Origin of the sequence: Streptomyces sp. NPDC056987 (assembly GCF_042673865.1) — a bacterium.
Taxonomy (GTDB): Bacteria; Actinomycetota; Actinomycetes; order Streptomycetales; family Streptomycetaceae; genus Streptomyces.
This window is the reverse complement of the sequence record NZ_JBHURV010000002.1, coordinates 25,845-47,560: the sequence shown is the minus strand read 5'-3', so window position 1 is coordinate 47,560 and position 21,716 is coordinate 25,845. Positions and strand designations below refer to the sequence as shown.

The window sequence follows — 21,716 nt, the reverse complement described above, 5'->3', positions numbered from 1 at the left end:
AGAGGCTGTCGTCGTGACGCTAAGATCGATGACAACAGATGCTGTCATCATGTAGGAGATCGTCATGAAGGCTCTTCAGTTCGACCGGTTCGGATCCCCGGACGTGATCGTGCTCCGCGAGGTCCCGAAGCCGGAGCCGGGACCCGGCCGGATCCGGATCGCCGTGCGGGCGTGCGGCCTGACGCCGGGCGACTGGGCGGTGGTCGACGGCCTGCTCGCCGACCAGTTGCCGCCACTGCCGCGCGGGCTCGGCGTCGAGGTCGCGGGCACCGTCGACGCGCTCGGTGAGGGTGTCATCGGCGTCGAAATCGGCGACCGGGTGTTCGGCCCGGCGGCCTTCGACGGCCCGACGGCCGGGGCCGCGGAGTATGCGCTGATGGCGGTCTGGGCGCACATTCCTGTGGGCGTCACCGCCGAGCGGGCCGCCGCGCTGCCGATGGCTGCCGAGACGGCATGGCACGCGCTCGACGACCTCGGCGTCCAGCCGGGTGAGCTGCTGCTCGTCCACGGCGCGGGCTCCACCGTGGGTGAGGCGGCGGTGCGCTTGGCGCTGCACCGGGGTGTCCGGGTGATCGCCACCGCCGGGCCGACGCGGGCCGCAGCCCTGGGAGAGATCGGCGCCCGGGTGACCGGCTACGGCGACGGCATGGCCGAACGCGTCGCCGCGCTGGCCGGAGGCCGCGTCGACCGCGCCCTGGACACGGCCCCCACCGGCGGCCGGATCGACCGCGCCCACCAGGCAAGCCCGGGCGGCGGCTCGCTGCCGTCCCTGATCGAGCTGACCGGGGACCCCGACCGCGTCCTCACCGTCTCGGACTTCGCCGCCGCAGCCGAGCTGGGCACCCGGATCACCCAGATCGAGATGCGCTACGACCGGATGAGCGAGTTCGCCCGGCTGGCCGACGAAGGCGTCCTCGTCGTACCGGTCGCCCGCAGCTACACGCTCGACCAGATCCAGGAGGCGGCCGAGCTCAGCCAGTCCCGTCGGCCCGGCGGCAAGCTCATGCTCGTCCTGTGATCGGTTACTGGCCGAACGTCCAGGTGAGCGCCACCTGCCCCGCCTCCGGGACGCCGTCGGCGTGTCGGTACGTCGCCAGCGCCGCCGGGTTGTCCTCGTCCGTGATGGTCCACAGGCCGTAGCAGCCCCGCTCCCGCGACAGATCCGCCAGCGCCGACACCAGCGCCCGGCCGACGCCCCGTCGGCGGAACGGCTCGTCCACGCCCAGCTCGTACAGGAACATCTCCGTCCCCTTGTCCGGATGGGTCATCTCGACACCGGTGACCATCCCCGCCGGTACGCCGTCCACGTAGGCGATCAGGAGGTGATGACGCTCGTCCGCCAGGAACCGTTCGGTCGCCTCCGGAACCGGAACGGTGTCGAAAAGATGCCCGGCGGCGTGGACCGCCTCGGCCTGAGCGATGCGACGGATCTCCATGCGGGGATCCTGCCCCACAGGACGTGGTCGTTCACCGCGTCCAGAGTTCGCACCACACGGTCTTCCCGACGGCGCGGGGCGCGACGCCCCAGCGGCCCGCGACCTGCTCCACGATGAGCAGCCCCCGCCCGAAGCACTCCTCGTCGGCGGCGACCCGCACCGCCGGCAGCCGCTCCCCGCGCGGATCGCTGACCTCGATACGGAGCACACGCGCGCCGAGGGCCAGCCGTACCCGGAACAACCGGTCGCGCAGGCACCCGTGCAGCAGGGCATTGGTACCGAGTTCGCTCACGAGCAGCGCCGCCGACCAGGACAGCTCGGGCCGCCCCCACTCGATGACCAGGCGGCCCGCACGGTGCCGGGCCAGGCTCACACTGCCGGCGACGGGGGCGTAGTCGAGCGAGTCCTCCTGAAGGACGTCCCCGAACTCCGGCCCGAACTCCGGCTCGGGAAGCGGTACTTCCTGGGCTGCGGTCATGAACGCGCACCTCCGTGTGCGGTCGGGATCTGCCCGTACGGGGTGCGCGTGGCGGTGGCGATGCCGCCGGCTCGTACCCGTTCCGGGGCAGGGCGCGGCGGTGCACTTCCACCAAGTGGCTCCGCAGTGCGAGCGGTTGTGTACTGAACGTAGCGGTCGGATCTGCGACCGGACAACTGCACGGGACGAATTCTCCCCAGAAGTGTGATTGCTGAGCGTCGCGTCGCTGTTGCAGACTGTCGTGACGCGAGGAGGGGTGTGTGATGGCGAATCGGCACGTGAAGGCGGGAAACCGGGTATCAACGGTCCTGGCGCGCCAGTTGGGCGGCCAGTTACTCGCCTTCAGGGAGGCCGTCGGCCTCAATCAGTCGGAGGCGGCCGAAGTGCTCAGCGCTCACACGGCCAAGGTCGCGAAGATGGAGCGGGGCTGGGTGCCCTTTCGGGATCCGGACATCATCGCGTTGTGCAAGCTGTACGGAGTCGAGGACAACGAGGTCATCGCCGGCCTGCTCGGGCTGGCCAAGCTCGATCGCGAGCGCCGCCGGACGAAGGGCTGGTGGGTCAGTTGTGCGGGCGGAAATCTTCGCGAGTACATCGCCATGGAGGACGCGGCGCTCCGCGTGCGCCTCTGGCAACTGTCCCTCATCCCCGGGTTGTTCCAGACTCCCGAGTACATCCGTGCCTCGGTGGTGGCCGGGATCTCGGTCGATGACATGGACCGCATCGAGGAAGTCGTCGATGTCCGGCGGAGACGTCAGGCGCGTCTGCATGGTGAACGTCCCCTTCACGTACACGCGGTGATCTGGGAAGCGGCGCTCCGCCAGCTCATGGGCGGGCCGCAGGTGATGGCACGCCAGCTCGCGCGCTTGTGTGAGCTGGCCGAACTGCCTCATGTCCGTATTCAAGTGCTGCCCTTCCGGACAGGTGGATACCCTGGCATGGGAGGGCCCTTCAACATGCTGTCCTTCGCGGAGGAAGGCGCGATGGACGTGGTGCACATGGACGGTCTCCACTCCACGGACTGGGTCGAAGGCGTGGAGGACAGTGCGGCATACGGGAACCTGTTCAGGCACCTCTGCGCGATCAGCCTGTCGCCCTACGACTCTGTGCGCCTCATCCAAGAAATCGGCAAGGGAATGAACGAGTGAGTGTGTCCGGCTTCAGGTTCACGAAGTCCAGTTACAGCAACCCGAGTGGCGAGTGTGTCGAGATAGCCCGGAACGTATCCGGCACTGTCGCCGTACGCGACTCCAAGCGCCGCACCGGACCGGTTCTCCGCATCACCTCGATGGCCTGGGATGCCTTCCAGGCAGACGTCGTCCGGGAGGAGCCGTAACGCCCGTGCAGCCCTTCGAGTTCGTCACGTCCAGCTACAGCAGCGGCGATGGCGAGTGCATAGAAGTCGCCCTCAACGTCCGGACCGTCGTCGCCGTCCGCGACTCCAAGGACCCCGCCGGCCCCGTACTCCACCTCACCCCCGCCACCTGGGCCGCGTTCGCGTCAGCCCGCGTGCAGCATCAGGCCGATGCCGGCCACCATCAGCGCCGCCGCCACGATCCTCGGCGCCCCGAAGCGTTCCTGGAAGAACACCGTTCCGATGACCGCGCCCACCAGGATCGAGGACTCCCGGAGCGCTGAGACCGGGCCCAGCGGGGCCCGGGTCTGGGCCCAGAGGACGAGGCCGTACGCGAGCATCGAGAGGGCCGCGCCGAGCAGGCCCAGGCGGGCGTGCGGGCGGAGTTGGGGGAGGAGGCGGCCCCGGCGGGTGTAGAGCGCGTAGGCCGGGATCAGGGGACCCTGGAGGAGCAGCAGCCAGGCGATGTAGCCGATCGGTGAGCCCGCGCCGCGTACGCCCACCCCGTCCACGACCGTGTACGCGGCGATCGACAGGCCCGTGGCCAGCGCGGCCAGCAGCGCCGGCCAGGGCCGGTGCGTACGCGCGCCCCGTATGCCCCACAGCGCGACCCCTGTCAGCCCCGCCGAGGCGACCGCGACGCCCGCCGTCTGCCACGCGTCCATCGTCTCGCCGACAAGGACGACGGCCGCGACCGTCACCGCCAGCGGGGCCGTGCCGCGCGCGATCGGGTACATCTGGCTGAAGTCGCCCAGCGTGAACGAGCGCATGAGCAGCACCATGTAGCCGACGTGGAGAAGCGCGGAGACGATCAGATACGGCCACGCCGCCGCGTCCGGCAGAGGGACGAAGCAGGCGAGGACCGCGCTGATGACCGCCGAGCCCCCGCAGATCAGGGTGAACGCGACGAGCTGGTCCCGGATCGTGTGCGCGATCGCGTTCCAGGTGGCGTGCGTCAGCGCGGCGACCAGGACCGCGGCCACGACGAGCGGGGTCATGTCCCCCGCTCGCGGGGCCCGGTCCGCTCGCCCGCACCGACCACGGTGTTCACCCCGCCGCCAGCACCGCCGCCACCACCGGGCCCGCCGCGTCGCCGCCGTGGCCGCCGGCCTCCACGACCGCCGCCGCGGCGAGGTCGTCGTGGTACCCGGTGAACCAGCTGTTCGACGTCTCCTGGCCGTCGACCTCCGCGGAGCCGGTCTTCGCGCCCTTGTCCCCGCCGAGCCCGGACATCGCCTTCGCGCCCGTACCGCTCGTCGCCGTCAGCCGCATCATGGAGCGCAACTGCTCGGCCACGCCGGACGGCAGCGAGCGCGCCGCCGTCGCGATCTCCCGGTCGTCCAGCGAGGGGGAGACGATGACCGGCTGCTTGAACGTGCCGTTCTTGGCGGTCGCGGTGATGGACGCCATGTTGAGCACGTTCATCTGCACCGTGCCCTGCCCGATGTACTGCGCCGCCGCCTCGGCGCCCGTCGACGTCGGGATGGAGCCGTCGAAGGACGCGACGCCGGTCTTCCAGTTGTCGAGGCCGATACCGAAGACCTCGCCCGCCTCCTTGGGCAGCGCGCCGTCGTCCTTCGTGTCGTCGATCAGCTTGATGAAGGCGGTGTTGCAGGAGCGGGCGAAGCTCTGCGAGAACGGCGCGCCGTCGATGGAGAAGTCGTCCAGGTTCTTGAAGACACGGCCCATGTACGTCGCGTTCTTCGGGCACTCGGCGACGCGGTCCGCGCCGATCAGGTCCTTCTCCAGCAGCATCGCCGCCGTCACGATCTTCATCGTGGAGCCGGGGGCCTGCTTGCCGAGCATCGCCGCGTTGAAGCCGTCCTTGCGGTTGTTGGCCACGGCCAGGATCTCGCCCGTGCTCGGCTTGACCGCCGCGACCGACGCCTCGCTGTACTTCTTCACCGAGCGCTCGGCCGCCTCCTGGACCTTCGCGTCCAGCGTCGTTTTCAGCGTGCCCTCCTTGCCCTCGGCGAGGGTCAGGAGCGTCTCGTCGGCGGTGGCGCCGGGGGCGGTGGCGCCGTCCGCCCCGGTGTCGCTCTTCAGGATCAGCTCGATGCCGGCCGAGCCGCCCGCCTCCTTGCCGTACCGCTCGCGGAGCTGGTCGAGGACGGACCCGAGCGACGGGTACTTCTCCTTCGTCAGCTCGACGCCGTTGCGGTCGACCGCCTTGATCGGCGGTACGGACGCCTCCGCCGTTTCGAGGCGGTTGCCCGCGGTCAGCTTCGGGTGGATCACCGACGGCGACCAGGAGACCAGCGGCCGGCCGGTCGACTTCCCGCGTACCACCGTCAGTTCGGACTCGTACGACCACGGCTTGCTCGCGTCGTCCAGCTCGACCGTCGCCTTGACGGTGAACGGAACCTTCGCGCCGACCGCCGGGCCCGGAGTGATCACCGCGTCGGTGACCCGGGCCTCGGTGCGGTACGCGCCGATGACGGGCGTCGCGGCGGTCGGGTCGTTGGTGAGCTGCGCGACGGCCGCCGCGTCGCCGCCCTCCGCCCACTTGGTCAGGAAGTCCTTGGACGCCTGGTCGATCTCGGCGGCGCTCAGCGGGCCGGTCTTGACCGTCGTGGACGCCGACTTGGTCGCCGCGTCCGTGCTCCCGCCGGTCATCCCGTTGTAGACGTTGTACGCGCCGTAACCCACTCCACCGGCGAACACGAGAAACACTCCGCCTATGACGGCGGTCTTCGCTCCACTGCGCATGAGTGGTGGTCACCCCTCCCCAGGTGCCCCCTTGAACATCTGAACATGTTCAACTCGCGTGTGAGCGTGTTCAAGGAAGTCATCGACTGGGAACTCTACGGGAGGGTTGAGTCACACGGGGCGAGCGTTACAGGACTGCGACAGAGGGCCGCCGTCGCTCTTCGCGACCGTGCTCAGCCGCCGCCGCGGGGCAGCGCCGTCTCCGTCCAGATGACCTTGCCGCCCGCCGTGTAGCGGGTCCCCCAGCGGTCGGCGAACTGGGCGACCAGGAAGAGCCCCCGCCCGCCCTCGTCGGTGGCCGCGGCGGTGCGCAGATGCGGGGAGGTGGAGCTGGTGTCGGAGACCTCGCAGATCAGCGTACGGTCCCGCAGCAGCCGGACCCCGATGGGCCCCGTGGCGTACCGGATCGCGTTGGTGATCAGCTCGCTCAGCACCAACTCGGTGGTGAACGCCGCCTCCTCCAGCCCCCATTCGGTGAGCCGGTGGCTGACCTCGGCGCGTACGCCGGCCACCGCGGCCGGGTCGGGCGGCACGCTCCACTCGGCGATCCGGTCCGCCTCGATCCGGCGGACACGGGCGACGAGTACGGCGATGTCGTCCCCCGGCCGGTCGGGGACCAGCGCGGCGAGCACCGACTCGCAGGTCGCCTCCGGGTCCGGTCCGGTCGTCCCGGCGAGCGTCGTACGCAGCCGCTCCAGACCTACGTCGATGTCCCACCTGCGGTCCTCGACCAGCCCGTCCGTGTACAGCACCAGCCGGCTGCCCTCCGGCAGCGTGAACTCCGTCGTCTCGTACGGCAGCCCGCCGAGCCCGAGCGGCAGCCCGGCCGGCAGCTCCAGGAACTCGGCGGTGCCGTCCGGGTGGACGAGGGCGGGCGGCGGGTGCCCGGCGCGGGCCACCGTGCAGCGCCCCGAGGCCGGGTCGTAGACCGCGTACACGCAGGTGGCCCCGGTGACCGGGGTTCTGCCCCCGGAGAGCTGGGCGGTGTCCTCGGCGCTCCGGGAGGAGTCGGAGAGATGGGGGGAGTCGGGGGAGCCCGGGGGCCGTGCGGCGTCCGGGGCACGGGAGGCGCCGGACGCCACCCGGGAGGAGTCGACGGGGCCGATCCCCGCGGTCTCGGTGGCCCCGTCGGCCTCGGCGGCCTCCGGGTCGTATCCGCCCTCCTCCTCGTCGATCCGGCTGACCAGCTCGTCCAGATGCCCGAGCAGTTCCTCGGGCGGCAGGTCGAGCGCCGAGAAGTTGGCGACCGCGGTCCGCAGCCGCCCCATCGTCGCGGCGGCGTGCAGCCCGTGCCCGACCACGTCGCCCACCACCAGCGCCACCCGCGCGCCCGGCAGGGTGAGGACGTCGAACCAGTCGCCGCCCACACCGGACTCGGCGGGCAGATAGCGGTAGGCGAGGTCGAGGGCGGTCTGGTCCGGGAGGCGGTTGGGCAGCAGGCTGTGCTGGAGCACCACCGCCATCGTGTGCTCGTGCGTGTAGCGGCGGGCGTTGTCGATGCACACGGCCGCGCGGGCGGCCAGCTCGCCGGCCAGGGAGAGGTCGTCCGGCTCGAAGGGCTCGGGGCGCTGCCCGCGCCAGAAGTTCACCATCCCCATGAGTACGCCCCTGGCCAGCAGCGGAACGGTGATGAAGGAGTGGAATCCGTACGCCAGCAGCAGCTCGCCGCGCTCCGGGTCGTGCAGGCTCCAGGTGTCCGAGGAGTGCAGGTCGGTGGTGAGCACCGGCTCCCCGCTGGCCAGGCTCTCGCTCTGCGGGGTGGACTCCATCAGGCTGAACTCCACGCCGACCCGGTAGAGCGGCGAGTCGTCCGCGACGCCGTGCAGGGCGATCCGGCGCAGCCCGTCCCCGTCGGCGGTCGCGGGGCCCGGCTCCTTGCCGCGCAGGACGGGTTCGGCGAGATCGACGGTGACGAAGTCGGCGAAGCGGGGGACGGCCACCCGGGCCAGCTCCTCGGCCGTCCGTGTGACGTCCAGGGTGGTGCCGATCTGCGTGCTCGCCTCGTAGAGCAGGGTGAGCCGGCCGCGGGCCGTCTCGGCGCGCCCGGAGAGCGCGCGCAGTTCGGTGGAGTCGCGCAGCGTGGTCACCCAGCCCGCGGGGCCGCCGGCCTGGTCGGTGGGGCGGCGGTTGACCACGAGCTGCCGGTCCCCGGTGGTCACCACCTCGTCGTCGGCTACCCGCTCGGAGGTGAGCAGCCGCGTCGCCTCCGGGGCGAGCCCCAGCTCCGTGACATGCCGGCCCTCGGGGAACCGCGGCAGGTCCAGCAGGAGGGCCGCCTCGTCGTTGGCGAGCAGCAGCCGGCCGTCGCCGCCGACGATCAGCACCCCCTCCCGTACGGCGTGCAGGACCGCGTCGTGGTGCTCGTACATCCGGGTCATCTCGGCCGGTCCGAGCCCGTGGGTCTGCCGCCGCAGCCGGCGGTTCATGAACACCGTCCCGGCGGTGGTCAGCAGCAGGCCGCCGGCGGCCGCGCCGAGGAGCACCGGGAGCTGTTCCTCCACCGCGGAGCTGACCTTGGCGACGGTGATCCCGGCGGAGACCAGGCCGACGACCTTCCCGCTGGGGGCGAAGACCGGTACCACCGCGTACACGGCGGGGCCCAGCGTGCCCGGGCTCTTCCCGGTGACGGTGTGGCCCTCCACCGCGGGTCGGTAGGTGCCGATGAAGTGCTGGCCGATCCGGGCGGGGTTGGGGTGGGTGTAGCGGATGCCCTGCTTGTTCAGGACCACGACGAAGTCGACGCCGGACAGCTTCCGCGCGGCCTCCGCGCGGGGCTGGAGGATCGCGGTCGGGTCGGGGGAGCGCAGCGCCGCCACGATCCCGGGGGAGTTCGCGAAGGTCTGCGCGACGGCGAGGGAACGATTCGTCGCCTCCTTCTCACTGTCCCGGTGGGCCTGGAGGACGACGGCGGTCGCGGCGGCGGCCACCAGCAGCAGCACGATCACGGCCTGGAAGACGAAGACCTGCCCCGCGACGCTGCTGTCACCGACCCGCGGCCAGGTGAGCCGCTGCCAGAAGGGGGTGCGAGGCCGGTATCGGGCCCGCCCCCGGGACTCCTTGCGCGTCCCGGACTCTGTACGCCCCCCGGACTCCGTGCCCGCCCCGGACTCCGTGCCTGCCCCGGACTCCGTGCCCGCCCCGGACTTCGCCCGTGCCCCGGACCCGGCCCGCCACCAGGACCGGGGGCCGGTTGAGGGCCGGGGCTCCCCTGGACGTCGGGCCATACCGACAGAATTGCACCAACTCCGGCGGGTGGCGACTGCTGTCCGCCCGCCCTGTGGACGGGCTCCGCACCCACGTCCGTTGCTCCGGTGCCGGCCCGCCGCTACACCCAGGTGTCCAGCCACATCCGGTTGCGCCACGACTCCAGCGGGATCGCCTCGCCCGTGTACAGCGGCCAGAAATAGATGAAGTTCCAGACGATCAGCAGGACCAGCACCCCCGCGCCGACCGCCCCTATCGTCCTGCGCCGTTCGTCCGAACCCTGCGGGCCCAGGATCGCCCCGATCATCATCGCCACGGCCAGACAGAGGTACGGGACGAAGACCACCGCGTAGAAGAGGAAGATCGTCCGCTCCTGGTAGAGGAACCAGGGGACCCACCCCGCCGCCACCGCGCAGGCGATCGCGCCCGCGCGCCAGTCACGGCGGAAGAACCAGCGCCACAGGACGTAGCAGAGCGCGAAGGCGCCCGCCCACCACAGCAGCGGCGTGCCGATCGCCAGGACCTCGCGGGCGCACTTCCCGGCCGTCGACGCGGGGCAGCCGTCCTGTCCGGGGGCCGGGTCCTCGTAGAAGTACGAGACCGGGCGGCCCAGGACGATCCAGCTCCAGGGGTTCGACTGGTAGGTGTGGCCGGACGTCAGGTTGACGTGGAACTGGTACACCTCGTACTCGTAGTGCCACAGGCTGCGCACCCAGTCGGGCAGCCACGTCCAGTTGCCGCCCTTGCCCGCGGTCGTGGCCCAGTTCCGGAAGTACCCCTTGTCGGTGACGATCCAGCCGGTCCACGAGGCGAGGTACGTGGCGAGCGCGACCGGCACCGTCGAGAAGAACGCGGGGACGATGTCCCGCCTCAGCACCGCCAGGTACGGCCGTACCGCGCCCGCCGTGCGCCGCGCGCTCACGTCCCACAGGACGGTCATGATCCCGAACGCGGTCAGGATGTAGAGCCCGTTCCACTTCGTCGCGAAGGCCAGGCCCAGCATCACTCCGGCCGCCAGCCGCCACGGCCGCCACCCCAGCCGCAGCCCCTCCGCGACCGAGGCGTCCGGGCGCAGCACGCCCTCCTCCTCGTCCACCGGGAGCGCCGCCGCCAGCCTGATTCTGGCCCGGTCGCGGTCGATCAGCAGACAGCCGAACGCGGCCAGCACGAAGAACATCAGCACGAGGTCGAGGAGGGCCGTGCGGCTCATCACGAAGTGCAGGCCGTCCACCGCGAGCAGCGCGCCCGCCAGGCACCCCAGGAAGGTGGAGCGGAAGAGCCGGCGGCCGATCCGGCAGAGCATCAGCACGGAGAGCGTGCCGAGCACCGCCACCATGAAGCGCCAGCCGAACGGGGTGAAGCCGAAGAAGTGCTCACCGAGGCCGATGACCCACTTGCCGACCGGTGGATGCACCACATAGCCGGGGTCGGTGGGCACCGGGACGGAGGACGGGTCCTTGAGGATCGACGTGTCGACGTCCTTGGGCCAGCTCCCCTCGTACCCCTGGTTGATCAGGGACCAGGCGTCCTTGGCGTAGTACGTCTCGTCGAATATCACCGCCTTGGGCCGGCCCAGGTTCCAGAACCGCAGCACCCCGGCGACCAGCGCGACCAGGGCCGGGCCGCCCCACCCGGACCAGCGGACCAGCCGCCCGGCCAGCGGGGCAGGGACCCCGAGCACGGCCCACAGCCGGTCCGAGGGCCGGGTGTACGGCGGCACCAGGCGCTCACGCAGGCCCGTCACCGGGCGCGGGGCATGGCCGAATCGGCGCAGCCGCTGAGGCCATGAGGGCTGCTTCTCGTCGGCGTCGGGCCCCTGGAGGGCTTCTGGCGCAGTACTGGTCACCGCGCCATCGTAGGGAACGCCGCTGTGCGAGGGGTGCCGCCCGCCCTGCGAGGATGGCGGATGTGACTGCAACGCCTGGAACAACCCCGTCGGCACACTCCTCCACCACCCCGTCGGCACCCGCGCCCGCACCCGATGCGACCCCCTCGGGGTCCCCTTCCGGGGCCTCCCCGGACGGCGCCGGGACGCTGGTCCTCGCGGGCACGCCCATCGGCGATGTCACGGACGCGCCGCCCCGGCTCGCCGCCGAACTGGAGTCCGTCGATGTGATCGCCGCGGAGGACACCCGGCGGCTGCGCCGGCTCACCCAGGCGCTGGGGGTGCACACCCGGGGGCGGGTCGTGTCGTACTTCGAGGGCAACGAGTCCGCGCGGACGCCCGAGCTGGTCGAGGCGCTGGCGGGCGGGGCGCGGGTGCTGCTGGTCACGGACGCGGGCATGCCGTCGGTCTCCGACCCCGGTTACCGGCTGGTGGCGGCGGCGGTCGAGCGCGGCATCCGGGTCACGGCGGTGCCGGGGCCCTCCGCGGTGCTGACCGCGCTGGCGCTCTCCGGGCTGCCCGTGGACCGCTTCTGCTTCGAGGGGTTCCTGCCGCGCAAGGCGGGCGAGCGGCTGAGCAGGCTGCGCGAGGTCGCCGGTGAGCGGCGCACGCTCGTCTACTTCGAGGCCCCGCACCGGCTGGACGACACGCTCGCCGCGATGGCCGAGGTCTTCGGCGCCGACCGCGGGGCCGCTGTCTGCCGCGAGCTGACCAAGACGTACGAGGAGGTCAGGCGCGGCCCGCTGGGCGAGCTGGCGGCGTGGGCGGCCGAGGGCGTACGGGGCGAGATCACCGTCGTCGTGGCGGGCGCCCCGGAGCCGGTGCCCGGCGATCTCGACCCGGCCGAGCTGGTGCGGCGGGTACGGGTGAGGGAGGAGGCGGGGGAGCGGCGCAAGGAGGCCATCGCCGCGGTCGCCGTCGAGGCGGGGCTGCCCAAGCGGGAGGTGTTCGATGCTGTCGTCGCGTCAAAAAACGCGGCGCGCACGGCCCCCGCGGAAGGTAAAGGACTATCGTGAAATGTAAAGCGCAGACCGCGTGCCGGGTCATTGGGACATGAGAAGGCCAAGACCCATCCAATAATCGACAGGCGCTGATGCGCTCCCGCCTTCGAAGGCGTCCACTGGGTCAGTGGAGAGGAGCTGGCATGAGTGAGATCACGGGCACGGCCGTAGCCCACGAGGCATATGCCTTTTGTTGCATGCGCTGTGGGCACGGCTGGGAGCAGGCTTATGACATAGAGCATCATGTCGACGGCTCGGGCCAGAATGTCGTCGTGTACAAGACGGAGGGGGTGCGGGTTCCCTCCCCGCTCTCCAGCCCGACCTGTCAGAACTGCGGCGGCCATGTCGTCCGCATCATGAGGTCCGGGCAGGTCTCGTCGGTCCGGGCGCTGATGACCGAGCAGCACCACCCGGCGAAGACGGCGAAGGCCCAGAAGGCGGACAAGGCGGCAAAGGCGGAGGAGGCCGCCAAGGCGGCCGAGGGCGCGGGGGGCGCGGGCATGTCAGGGCAGCCGCCGGAGGAGATATCCGCCGGACCGTCCGGGGGGACGCCGGAGCCGTCCACGGAAAAGCCTGCCGAAGAGCCCGCCGGGAGCCACCACCACTGGCATCTCTCCGACCTCCTGCACCCGTTCCAGCACCATCACCGCACGTGATCGCACGGGCCCGGTCCGCGGCGGATCCGCTTCCGGAGGGCTCCCCGTAGGATCGCGTCCATGAGTTCGAAGCAAGCTCCGCCGCCGCTGCCCGAGCCCCTCGGGGTGGCGGTCGCGGACGCGCACACCCACCTGGACATGCAGGAAGGCACCGTCGCGGAGGCCCTGGAGAAGGCCGCCTCGGTCGGGGTGACGACGGTGGTCCAGGTGGGGTGCGACGTCAAGGGATCGCGCTGGGCCGCCGAGACGGCCGCGGCGTACGACACCGTCCACGCGGCGGTCGCGCTCCACCCCAACGAGGCGCCGCGCATCGTGCACGGCGACCCGGACGGCTGGTCACGCCAGGGCGCCCGGGCCGGCGGCGGCGACGCGGCGCTGGACGAGGCGCTGGCCGAGATCGACGCGCTGGCCGCGCTGGAGCGGGTACGGGCCGTCGGCGAGACCGGGCTCGACCACTTCCGTACGGGCCCCGAGGGCCGGGCGGCGCAGGAACGCTCGTTCCGCGCGCACATCGAGATCGCCAAGCGCCACGGAAAGGCGCTCGTGATCCACGACCGCGAGGCGCACGCCGATGTGCTCCGAATCCTGGCCGAGGAAGGCGCTCCGGAGCGCACGATTTTCCATTGCTATTCCGGTGACGCGGAAATGGCGAAGATCTGTGCCGCTGCCGGTTATTACCTGTCTTTCGCTGGAAATGTCACCTTCAAAAACGCTCAATCGTTGCGTGACGCGCTCACCGTAGCGCCGCTCGACCTGGTGCTGGTCGAGACCGACGCCCCATTCCTCACTCCCGCGCCCTTTCGCGGGCGGCCGAATGCGCCGTATCTCATTCCCGTCACCCTGCGGGCCATGGCCGAGGTGCGGGGGATCGGCGAGGACGCGATGGCGGAGGCGATCGCGCGGAACACGGCCCGGGCGTTCGATTACTGAGCCTGCTGAGCCTGCGGAACCGCACCCCTGTGTGGGTGCGTACGGTGCGTAGCCGAGCCGCTTTGGAGAGTGACCGAAGCTCCGCTAGTGTCCGGGGGCATCCCGCACCGGATCCCCGTGGAGCGTCGTGAGCAGTGCACAGGGCAGTCACCGTGCGACACGCGGCGGGCGCCGCGGTTCCGACGCCGGTTCCGCAGCCGCTTCCGGATCGGCCTCCGTCGTCGCTTCCGGCGCCGGTTCAGGTGCCGCCTCCGGCACGGCTTCCGGCACCGTGACGCTGGAGGGCGCGCCGCCGTCCGCCGGGCGCGCGGAGGCGGCGGAGCCGACCGTTCCCCGCCAGCAGTCCGCGCCGGGGGCCGCACCGCCGTCCGGCCCCGTGCCCGCGCCCGGCCGCGCGCCGGCGCCCGCCCGGCGCGGTCAGTCCCGGCGCCGTAAGCCCCCGGCCGCCCCCGCCGCCCCGGAGAACCTGCGCCGGCTCGTCCCGCAGGCCCTCGTCGTTGCCTTCCTGGCGGGCGGCACCTCCGCCTTCCTCGTCCACGACAAGGCCGTACGGCTCAGCGTCGACGGCGAACCGCGCACCATGCACACCTTCGCCGGCGATGTCGGGGAACTGCTCGCGCACGAGGGCGTCGACATCGGCACGCACGACGTCGTCGCCCCCGCGCCCGGCGCCCTGCTCGCCAACGGCGACGAGGTCGTCGTCCGCCACGGCCGCCCCCTCCTGCTCACCCTCGACGGGCGGCGCCACCGCGTCTGGACCACGGCGCGCACGGTCGACGGCGCGCTGCGCCAGCTCGGGGTGCGGGCGGAGGGCGCGTACCTCTCCGTGTCGCGTTCCGCCGCCATCGCCCGGCACGGCCTGGCGCTGGACGTACGGACCGAGCGCGCCCTGACCTTCCTCGCCGACGGCCGCGAGCACCCGGTCCGTACGAACGCGGCGACCGTGGCCGAGGCGCTCGCCGAGGCCGGGATCGCGCTGCGCGGCCAGGACACCACCTCCGTACCGGGCGGCAGCTTCCCGCGCGACGGCCAGACGGTCACGGTCCTGCGCGTCACGGCGGGCGAGGAGACCCGCGAGGAGCCCGTCCCGTACGAGACCGTACGAACCGCCGATTCCACGCTGCCGCGCGGCACGGAGGTCGTTGACCAACTCGGGCACCAGGGCGCCCGCCGGATCACGTACGCCCTGCGCACCGTCAACGGCGTACGGCAGAAGCCGCGCCGGATCCGCACGGAGACGGTGCGCGCGCCGGTCACCCAGCGGGTCAGGGTCGGGACGAAGACGCTGCCGGACTCCGTGGCGGGCGCGGACGGGCTGAACTGGTCCGGGCTCGCCGCCTGCGAGTCGGGCGGCCGGCCGGACGCCGTCGACCCGTCGGGGAACTACGGGGGGCTCTACCAGTTCGACACCGGCACGTGGCAGGCCCTCGGCGGCAGCGGACGGCCCCAGGACGCCCCGGCCGCCGAGCAGACGTACCGCGCGAAGAAGCTGTACGTACAGCGGGGGGCGAGCCCGTGGCCGCACTGCGGCCGTAGGCTGACCGGGTGAGCACCACTGAGCCCGGCGTCCCCGACGCCTCCTCCGGCGTCCCTTCCGGCGGCCCCGGCGTCCCCTCCGACGCCCCGTCCGCCGCATCTGCCCCACCCGCCCCGTCGGCACCTTCGGCCACCGCGCCGGACGCCCTGCTGGGGCCCGCGGACATCCGTGAACTGGCGGCGGCGCTCGGCGTCCGCCCGACCAAGCAGCGCGGGCAGAACTTCGTCATCGACGCCAACACCGTCCGCCGGATCGTCCGCACCGCCGAGGTGCGCCCCGACGACGTCGTCGTGGAGATCGGCCCCGGGCTCGGCTCGCTGACGCTGGCGCTGCTGGAGGCGGCGGACCGGGTGACGGCGGTGGAGATCGACGACACCCTGGCGGCCGCCCTGCCCGCGACGATCGCCGCCCGGATGCCGGCCCGCGCCGAGCGGTTCGCGCTGGTCCACTCGGACGCGATGCTGGTACGGGAACTGCCGGGCCCGGCGCCGACCGCGCTGGTCGCGAACCTGCCGTACAACGTCGCCGTCCCCGTGCTGCTGCACATGCTGGAGCACTTCCCGACCATCGAGCGCACCCTGATCATGGTCCAGTCCGAGGTCGCCGACCGGCTGGCCGCGGCGCCGGGCAACAAGGTGTACGGGGTGCCGTCGGTCAAGGCCAACTGGTACGCGGACGTGAAGCGGGCGGGCGCCATCGGCCGCACCGTCTTCTGGCCCGCGCCCAACGTCGACTCCGGGCTGGTATCGCTGGTACGCCGGACGGAACCGGTGAAGACGACGGCGTCCAGGGCCGAGGTCTTCGCGGTCGTCGACGCGGCCTTCGCGCAGCGCCGCAAGACCCTGCGGGCGGCGCTCGCGGGCTGGGCGGGCTCGGCCCCGGCGGCGGAGGCGGCGCTGGTCGCGGCGGACGTCTCGCCGCAGGCGCGCGGCGAGTCGCTGACGGTGGAGGAGTTCGCGCGGATCGCGGAGTCGAAGGGGGCGGGCGCGTGACACCTTCCGATCGCATACGGGTACGGGTACGGGTCCCCGCCAAGGTCAACGTCCAGCTCGCCGTGGGCGCCGCGCGTCCCGACGGCTTCCACGACCTGGCGAACGTCTTCCTCGCCGTCGGCCTGTACGACGAGATCACGGTCACGCCCGCCGACACGCTCCGGATCACCTGTGAGGGCCCGGACGCCGGCCAGGTCCCCCTGGACGCGACGAACCTCGCGGCGCGCGCCGCGCTCGCGCTGGCGCAGCGCCATGGCATCGATCCGTCCGTCCACATCCACATCGCCAAGGACATCCCCGTCGCCGGCGGCATGGCGGGCGGCAGCGCGGACGGCGCGGGCGCCCTGCTGGCCTGCGACGCGCTCTGGTCGCTGAACTCCTCGCGGGACGAACTCCTCTCGATCTGCGCCGAGCTGGGCAGCGACGTACCGTTCAGCCTGATCGGCGGCGCGGCGCTCGGCACCGGGCGCGGGGAACAACTCACGCCCCTCGACGTCGGCGGCGTCTTCCACTGGGTGTTCGCGGTCGCGGACGGCGGGCTGTCCACGCCCACCGTCTTCCGTGAGTTCGACCGCCTCACCGCCGGTACCCCCGTACCGCCTCCGGCCGCGGACCCGGCGCTGCTCGACGCCCTCCGCACCGGCGACGCCGCCGCGCTGGCGGGCACCCTGGCCAACGACCTCCAGCCCGCCGCCCTCGCCCTGCGCCCCTCCCTGGCGGACACCCTGGCGGCGGGCACGACGGCCGGCGCGCTGGCCGCCCTGGTATCCGGCTCGGGCCCGACGACGGCCTTCCTCGCCAAGTCGCGCGAATCGGCCGCCGAGTTGGCCGAGGCACTACTGGCCTCGGGCACCTGCCGCACCACCCGGGTGGCGGCCTCTCCGGCGCGGGGCGCCACGGTGCTGGAGGGACTGCTCAACGGCTACTGAGCTGCGGTCTCAGAACTGCTGCTGCTCGGCGTGGGGCGGGAGGAGGCAGGGGGTGGTGACGATCAGGACGAGGAGTTCGTCGGTCACGTCGCCCGCCGAGACGAACTGGCGGTCCTTGGGATGCTTCGCATCCACCAGGTTCGCCGGGTCTTTGCTCGAGTCGGATCGGTAGCCCTGGATCTCGAAGCCCTTCTCCGTGAGGGTGTCTCTGATCGCGCGGATGGCCTCGGCGTGCTGCGCCTTGGGGAGTTTGGCGCGCACGCTGTAGTCGAGAGCGAATCGGCCGTCATCGGCGGACTCGTTGTTTTTTCCGACGCAATTGGTGAAGTTCGCTGCGGGAACATCGGGGTCGGTCTGAGGCTGGATCTCGGCCTGGGCGGTTCGTGCCATGGATTCGGTCCAGTGCCTCGCCCACTCTTCGGCCTTCTCCTTGCTCATCCGGGGCAGCGGGTTGTTGATTCCGTCGGCGGACATGCCGCAGCCTCCCAGCAGCAGAGCGAGAACCAGAGCGGTTGCGCTTCGATTCGGTACAGGTGAGAAGGTGAGCCGTTTCAGAGCCATCAGCCTTCTCCTTCATTCTTCGGGTCTTTGCCGGCGATAATGCGGCCCTGGTTGTTCAAACTCTGGCTGCCGTCATCCCAGTAACCGCTGTGTCCGCTGGTGTCCACGTGCATCCGCTGGGCACCGAACCCCGACTCTTTCGGATCTTCACCCAGGGTGAGGCCAGAGGTCCGGTTGGAAACGAAGTCGTCGGAGGCGGCAGCCACCCACAGGTGTTCCAGGTCGATGTGCAGTTGATCAGCGCGGTCGACCGTCAGGCCAGGGCTTCCCACGACCACCATGTTGTCTGTGTCCAGCCCCTGGCCTCCTGCGTCTGCGGCTCCGGCGGTGGTGGATCCGTAACTGTGGGCGAGGACAGTCAAGTGTGATCGTTCGCCTTCGTGGGCGGCGCGGAGGCCGTGCGTGAAGTTACGGAGGTCTTCGGCTCCGTCCAGCGCTCGACCGTCGGTGGTGACGCTGTTGTTGATTTCCGGGGCGTCGTAGCCCAGCCAAGCCACGGTGGAGATGTCCTTCGGTCCTCCGCCGCTCCAGCGTCCCGCCGCACTCTGCAACTTCTCGACCCGGTCGAGCTGTCCCCCGAAATTCTCCAACTGGGTATCCGTGCCCGGGACCTGGACCGCCGTGTGCCTGGCCGTGTCCGGGTTGCCGATCGCCACGATCGCGCGCCCGTCTCCCTCCGTGCTCAAGCCGAGCAGATACTGCTTTTTGTGGGCAGGGCCGGTGTCCGCCTTTTCCAGGCCGTCCTTGAGGGAACTCAAGGAGCGGAAATGGCTTCGCTCCTGATAGCCGAGGCTGCCCTCCCGCAGCGCGTAATCGTTCAGCTTCATGTCCAGCACCGTCCGGTTGGCCTGGTCCCGTGCAGTCGCCGGCAGGCCGTCCAGCGCGCCGAGCTGGTCCGGGAACGCGGCCAGGTGGAAGCGCTGATCGTCCTCGCCCAGGGCGGCCCACCACTCCGCCGCCTGCCTCGGGTCCTTGCCGTCCGGGATGTCCGTCCGGCTGATCCCGGCGAACTCGGCGACCCGTGCGGCGTCTTCCTGGGCGTTCGCGCCGCCGTAGCGCTTGTCCAGGTCGAACGGGTCGATCCGGTGGAGGAGTTCGGCCGCCCGGTGGCTGGCGGTTTCGGCGTCCGTCAGGGCCTGGTCGATGCGGGCGCGGAAGCCGCCGAGTCCGGCGTTGGCCTTCTGTTGGAGGGCCGCGTGGTCCGGGTCGTTGTGGTGCTCGGGGGCGAGGGGCTGTTTCGGTTCCACCCAGCCGTCGTCCCGGACCGTATGCCCCGCAGCCTCGGCGTCGGCCACCGCGGTGCGCAGGCTGTACTGGGCCGACGCCATCCTCGTCCCGAGGGTGTCCAGGAGCGTGGTGATCAGCTGGGCGTCGAGCTGCGCCGTGCCCAGTCTGCTCTCGGTGGCCTCCATCGCTCCGAAGCCGCACGTCGCGCCGAGGCCCGTCCAGTTCGCCTGGTGGAGCGGGCCGGTCACCCTCCTGCCGCTGTCCGTCCGGGTCCTGCCCAGCGCCTCGGCGAGCTTCCCCCAGGAGGAGACCGCCGCTTCCAGATCCGCGAAGTCCTGCGTGAACAGGCGTCTGAAGTGCTCCGGCATGACGGCCGCCTCACCAGCCCCTGAAGGAAGTGAGGACTTCCCGTTCCGTGATGTCGTGGCCGTTCGCCAGCAGCCGCAGTCCCCGCGCATGCTGGGTGAGGTCGTCGCGGAGCGCGCCGAGTGCGCTGCCCCAGCCCTCGCCGGTCTCCTCCAGCCGCGGGCCGGCGGTCCAGTCGCGTAAGGAAGTCGAGGCGGCGGCCAGGTCGTCCACCGCCCTCTTCAGGAGCGGCCGGAGATCCGTCGCCAGGGTGTCCGCCGCCCCGGCCGAAGCCCTCAACTCGCCCGCGGAAATATCGAGGTCGTGGGTCACGTGATCCTCACCCTCCGATGTCGCGCCATGACTCTGTGCTACGCGCGATCCTATGCGGGAGCCGTGAACCACCTCAGGCCGTGGTGTCCGTCGGGGCGACTACGCTGGTACGTCGATCGACCTTCGGTCGAGTTTCCCCGTACAGGAGCGTTGATGGCGGTCAATCTGGTCAATGTCGAGGCAGTCACCAAGGTGTACGGCACCCGTGCGCTGCTCGACGGTGTCTCCCTCGGCGTCTCCGAGGGGGACCGGATCGGTGTCGTCGGGCGGAACGGGGACGGCAAGACCACCCTCATCCGGATGCTCGCCAAGCTGGAGGAGACCGATACGGGGCGGGTCACCCACAGTGGTGGGCTGCGGCTCGGTGTGCTGACGCAGCACGACTCGCTCGACCCGGCCGCCACCGTCCGGCACGAGGTCATCGGTGATCTCGCCGACCACGAGTGGGCCGGGAACGCCAAGATCCGCGATGTGCTCACCGGGCTCTTCGGCGGGCTCGACCTGCCCGGGTTCCCGCAGGGGCTCGACACCGTCATCGCGCCGCTCTCCGGCGGTGAGCGGCGGCGGATCGCGCTCGCCAAGCTGCTGATCGGCGAGCCGGAGCTGATCATTCTCGACGAGCCGACCAACCACCTCGACGTCGAGGGCATCGCCTGGCTCGCCGAGCACCTGCGCGCCCGCCGCTCCGCGCTCGTCTGCGTCACGCACGACCGGTGGTTCCTCGACCAGGTCTGCACCCGGATGTGGGACGTCCAGCGCGGAGCCGTCCACGAGTACGAGGGCGGCTACTCCGACTACGTCTTCGCCCGCGCCGAGCGCGAGCGCATCGCGGCGACGGAGGAGGCCAAGCGGCAGAACCTGGTCCGCAAGGAGCTGGCCTGGCTGCGCCGCGGCGCCCCGGCCCGTACGTCGAAGCCGCGCTTCCGCGTCGAGGCGGCCAACGAGCTGATCGCCGACGTGCCGCCGCCGCGCGACACCTCCGAGCTGATGAAGTTCGCCAACGCCCGTCTCGGCAAGACCGTCTTCGACCTGGAGGACGTCACCGTCCAGGCCGGCCCCAAGGTCCTGCTCGCCCACCTCACCTGGCAGCTCGGCCCCGGCGACCGGATCGGCCTGGTCGGTGTCAACGGCGCGGGCAAGACCTCGCTGCTGCGCGCCCTCGCCGAGGCCGCGCGCAGCCAGGGCGACGTACAGCCCGCGGCCGGGAAGATCGTCGCCGGCCGGACGGTGAAGCTGGCGTACCTCTCGCAGGAGGTCACCGAGCTGAAGCCGACCCTGCGGGTGCTCGAAGCGGTCCAGCAGGTACGGGACCGGGTCGACCTCGGCAAGGGCCGGGAGATGACCGCGGGCCAGCTCTGCGAGCAGTTCGGCTTCACGAAGGAGAAGCAGTGGACGCCGGTCGGTGACCTCTCCGGCGGCGAGCGGCGCCGGCTCCAGCTGCTGCGGCTGCTGATGGACGAGCCGAACGTCCTCTTCCTCGACGAGCCCACCAACGACCTCGACATCGAGACGCTCAACCAGCTGGAGGACCTGCTCGACGGCTGGCCCGGCTCCATGGTCGTCATCTCCCACGACCGGTTCTTCATCGAGCGGACCACCGACAAGGTGATGGCGCTCCTCGGGGACCGCTCCCTGCGGATGCTGCCGCGCGGGATCGACGAGTACCTGGAGCGCCGCCGCAGGCTCGTCGAGTCCGCCGTCCCGGCGTCCGTGTCCGCGTCGACGTCCGCGGCTGCCGCGCCGACCGACGGCGGGCCGGTTTCGGCCAAGGACAACCGTGCCGCGAAGAAGGAGCTCCAGAAGATCGAGCGGCAGGTCGCCAAGATGGACGGCCAGGAGAAGACCCTCCACCAGCAGATCGCCGATAACGCCACAGATTTCGAGAAGGTGGCGAAACTGGACGCGCAGCTCCGTGAACTCAAGGCCGAGCGCGACGAGTTGGAAATGCGCTGGCTGGAGCTGGCGGAGGAGGCCTAGCAGGATGCGTAGAGACGGTGTGCAGAGCGCATAACGAGCGCGTCACGGGCCGGTCCTCCCTTGGGAACAGGGGCGGACCGGCCCGTCCCGTACGTCCGTCCGAGTGATAGAAAGAAGCCCCGCTCGACTGATGTGACGATGCGGAACCCATGCCCGAATCGC

Annotated in this window: 19 protein-coding genes and 1 pseudogene; 11 read left to right on the top strand and 9 right to left on the bottom strand. The window is 71.5% G+C overall.

Annotated elements, in window-relative coordinates:
- Positions 1-64: 64 nt before the first annotated feature.
- Entirely contained in the window at positions 65-1,018 is a 954-nt protein-coding gene (locus ACFTZC_RS02540; RefSeq protein WP_382886116.1) for an NADP-dependent oxidoreductase, read from the top strand.
- Positions 1,019-1,022: 4 nt separating this feature from the next.
- Here the strand turns inward: ACFTZC_RS02540 and ACFTZC_RS02535 are convergent, their stop codons facing one another.
- Positions 1,023-1,436, bottom strand: a complete 414-nt coding sequence (locus ACFTZC_RS02535; protein WP_382886114.1) for a GNAT family N-acetyltransferase — start codon at positions 1,434-1,436, stop codon at positions 1,023-1,025.
- 31 nt (positions 1,437-1,467) lie between these two features.
- A complete protein-coding gene (locus ACFTZC_RS02530; RefSeq protein ID WP_382886112.1) occupies positions 1,468-1,914 on the bottom strand; it encodes an ATP-binding protein in 447 nt (148 codons plus the stop codon).
- 263 nt (positions 1,915-2,177) lie between these two features.
- Between ACFTZC_RS02530 and ACFTZC_RS02525 the strand changes: the two genes are divergently transcribed.
- The 3 genes and pseudogenes from ACFTZC_RS02525 to ACFTZC_RS02515 all read left to right on the top strand — a co-directional run.
- Positions 2,178-3,062: a helix-turn-helix domain-containing protein gene (locus ACFTZC_RS02525; protein ID WP_382886110.1), complete on the top strand. Its 885-nt coding sequence runs from the start codon at positions 2,178-2,180 to the stop codon at positions 3,060-3,062.
- Positions 3,059-3,250 carry a DUF397 domain-containing protein gene (locus ACFTZC_RS02520; RefSeq protein ID WP_382886108.1) on the top strand — a complete coding sequence of 64 codons (192 nt, stop codon included), beginning with the start codon at positions 3,059-3,061 and terminating at the stop codon, positions 3,248-3,250. The genes ACFTZC_RS02525 and ACFTZC_RS02520 overlap by 4 nt, the downstream gene beginning before the upstream one ends.
- 5 nt (positions 3,251-3,255) lie before the next feature.
- A pseudogene (locus tag ACFTZC_RS02515) lies at positions 3,256-3,405 on the top strand (DUF397 domain-containing protein); the annotation flags it as partial.
- Positions 3,406-3,414: 9 nt separating this feature from the next.
- On the opposite strand, the gene ACFTZC_RS02510 reads toward ACFTZC_RS02515, so the two are convergent.
- The 4 genes from ACFTZC_RS02510 to ACFTZC_RS02495 all read right to left on the bottom strand — a co-directional run bounded on the left by ACFTZC_RS02510 (position 3,415) and on the right by ACFTZC_RS02495 (position 11,027).
- Positions 3,415-4,266 (bottom strand): EamA family transporter, encoded by an 852-nt coding sequence (locus tag ACFTZC_RS02510; protein ID WP_382886105.1) that lies wholly within the window; start codon positions 4,264-4,266, stop codon positions 3,415-3,417.
- Positions 4,267-4,315: 49 nt separating this feature from the next.
- Entirely contained in the window at positions 4,316-5,977 is a 1,662-nt protein-coding gene (locus ACFTZC_RS02505; protein ID WP_382886101.1) for a penicillin-binding transpeptidase domain-containing protein, read from the bottom strand.
- Positions 5,978-6,150: 173 nt separating this feature from the next.
- Positions 6,151-9,201: a SpoIIE family protein phosphatase gene (locus tag ACFTZC_RS02500; protein ID WP_382886099.1), complete on the bottom strand. Its 3,051-nt coding sequence runs from the start codon at positions 9,199-9,201 to the stop codon at positions 6,151-6,153.
- Between the two features lie 101 nt (positions 9,202-9,302).
- Positions 9,303-11,027: a dolichyl-phosphate-mannose--protein mannosyltransferase gene (locus ACFTZC_RS02495; RefSeq protein ID WP_382886097.1), complete on the bottom strand. Its 1,725-nt coding sequence runs from the start codon at positions 11,025-11,027 to the stop codon at positions 9,303-9,305.
- A gap of 188 nt (positions 11,028-11,215) precedes the next feature.
- Between ACFTZC_RS02495 and rsmI the strand changes: the two genes are divergently transcribed.
- From rsmI to ACFTZC_RS02465, 6 genes are all read left to right on the top strand, one after another.
- The gene (rsmI, locus tag ACFTZC_RS02490; protein WP_382886703.1) at positions 11,216-12,082 is read left to right on the top strand and encodes a 16S rRNA (cytidine(1402)-2'-O)-methyltransferase; all 867 of its coding nucleotides are present in this window, start codon (positions 11,216-11,218) and stop codon (positions 12,080-12,082) included.
- 128 nt (positions 12,083-12,210) lie between these two features.
- Complete coding sequence (locus tag ACFTZC_RS02485) at positions 12,211-12,723, top strand: hypothetical protein (RefSeq protein ID WP_382886095.1); 513 nt, start codon at positions 12,211-12,213, stop codon at positions 12,721-12,723.
- A gap of 60 nt (positions 12,724-12,783) precedes the next feature.
- On the top strand, positions 12,784-13,653 hold the full coding sequence (locus ACFTZC_RS02480; protein WP_382886093.1) for a TatD family hydrolase: 870 nt from the start codon (positions 12,784-12,786) through the stop codon (positions 13,651-13,653).
- Positions 13,654-13,780: 127 nt separating this feature from the next.
- Positions 13,781-15,202 carry a ubiquitin-like domain-containing protein gene (locus ACFTZC_RS02475; RefSeq protein ID WP_382886091.1) on the top strand — a complete coding sequence of 474 codons (1,422 nt, stop codon included), beginning with the start codon at positions 13,781-13,783 and terminating at the stop codon, positions 15,200-15,202.
- Between the two features lie 134 nt (positions 15,203-15,336).
- Complete coding sequence (gene rsmA, locus ACFTZC_RS02470; protein ID WP_382886701.1) at positions 15,337-16,182, top strand: 16S rRNA (adenine(1518)-N(6)/adenine(1519)-N(6))-dimethyltransferase RsmA; 846 nt, start codon at positions 15,337-15,339, stop codon at positions 16,180-16,182.
- Entirely contained in the window at positions 16,179-17,111 is a 933-nt protein-coding gene (locus ACFTZC_RS02465) for a 4-(cytidine 5'-diphospho)-2-C-methyl-D-erythritol kinase (protein ID WP_382886089.1), read from the top strand. The genes rsmA and ACFTZC_RS02465 overlap by 4 nt, the downstream gene beginning before the upstream one ends.
- 9 nt (positions 17,112-17,120) lie before the next feature.
- On the opposite strand, the gene ACFTZC_RS02460 is transcribed toward ACFTZC_RS02465, so the two are convergent.
- The 3 genes from ACFTZC_RS02460 to ACFTZC_RS02450 all read right to left on the bottom strand — a co-directional run bounded on the left by ACFTZC_RS02460 (position 17,121) and on the right by ACFTZC_RS02450 (position 19,577).
- The gene (locus tag ACFTZC_RS02460) at positions 17,121-17,672 is read right to left on the bottom strand and encodes a hypothetical protein (RefSeq protein WP_382886087.1); all 552 of its coding nucleotides are present in this window, start codon (positions 17,670-17,672) and stop codon (positions 17,121-17,123) included.
- Positions 17,672-19,147, bottom strand: coding sequence for an alpha/beta hydrolase (locus ACFTZC_RS02455; protein WP_382886085.1), 1,476 nt, complete (start codon positions 19,145-19,147; stop codon positions 17,672-17,674). Before ACFTZC_RS02455 ends, ACFTZC_RS02460 begins: the two co-directional genes overlap by 1 nt.
- 130 nt (positions 19,148-19,277) lie before the next feature.
- Positions 19,278-19,577 carry a hypothetical protein gene (locus tag ACFTZC_RS02450; RefSeq protein WP_382886083.1) on the bottom strand — a complete coding sequence of 100 codons (300 nt, stop codon included), beginning with the start codon at positions 19,575-19,577 and terminating at the stop codon, positions 19,278-19,280.
- Between the two features lie 153 nt (positions 19,578-19,730).
- Here ACFTZC_RS02450 and ACFTZC_RS02445 point away from each other — a divergent pair, with 153 nt between their 5' ends.
- Positions 19,731-21,554, top strand: coding sequence for an ABC-F family ATP-binding cassette domain-containing protein (locus ACFTZC_RS02445; RefSeq protein WP_382886081.1), 1,824 nt, complete (start codon positions 19,731-19,733; stop codon positions 21,552-21,554).
- Positions 21,555-21,716: the final 162 nt, after the last annotated feature.

Excerpts from the sequence above, each read along its gene's own strand:
- ACFTZC_RS02540 (WP_382886116.1), top strand. The coding sequence starts at position 65 with ATGAAGGCTCTTCAGTTCGACCGGTTCGGATCCCCGGACGTGATCGTG.
- ACFTZC_RS02535 (WP_382886114.1), bottom strand. The coding sequence starts at position 1,436 with ATGGAGATCCGTCGCATCGCTCAGGCCGAGGCGGTCCACGCCGCCGGG.
- ACFTZC_RS02530 (WP_382886112.1), bottom strand. The coding sequence starts at position 1,914 with ATGACCGCAGCCCAGGAAGTACCGCTTCCCGAGCCGGAGTTCGGGCCG.
- ACFTZC_RS02525 (WP_382886110.1), top strand. The coding sequence starts at position 2,178 with ATGGCGAATCGGCACGTGAAGGCGGGAAACCGGGTATCAACGGTCCTG.
- ACFTZC_RS02510 (WP_382886105.1), bottom strand. The coding sequence starts at position 4,266 with ATGACCCCGCTCGTCGTGGCCGCGGTCCTGGTCGCCGCGCTGACGCAC.
- ACFTZC_RS02505 (WP_382886101.1), bottom strand. The coding sequence starts at position 5,977 with ATGCGCAGTGGAGCGAAGACCGCCGTCATAGGCGGAGTGTTTCTCGTG.
- ACFTZC_RS02500 (WP_382886099.1), bottom strand. The coding sequence starts at position 9,201 with ATGGCCCGACGTCCAGGGGAGCCCCGGCCCTCAACCGGCCCCCGGTCC.
- ACFTZC_RS02485 (WP_382886095.1), top strand. The coding sequence starts at position 12,211 with ATGAGTGAGATCACGGGCACGGCCGTAGCCCACGAGGCATATGCCTTT.
- ACFTZC_RS02480 (WP_382886093.1), top strand. The coding sequence starts at position 12,784 with ATGAGTTCGAAGCAAGCTCCGCCGCCGCTGCCCGAGCCCCTCGGGGTG.
- ACFTZC_RS02460 (WP_382886087.1), bottom strand. The coding sequence starts at position 17,672 with ATGGCTCTGAAACGGCTCACCTTCTCACCTGTACCGAATCGAAGCGCA.
- ACFTZC_RS02445 (WP_382886081.1), top strand. The coding sequence starts at position 19,731 with ATGGCGGTCAATCTGGTCAATGTCGAGGCAGTCACCAAGGTGTACGGC.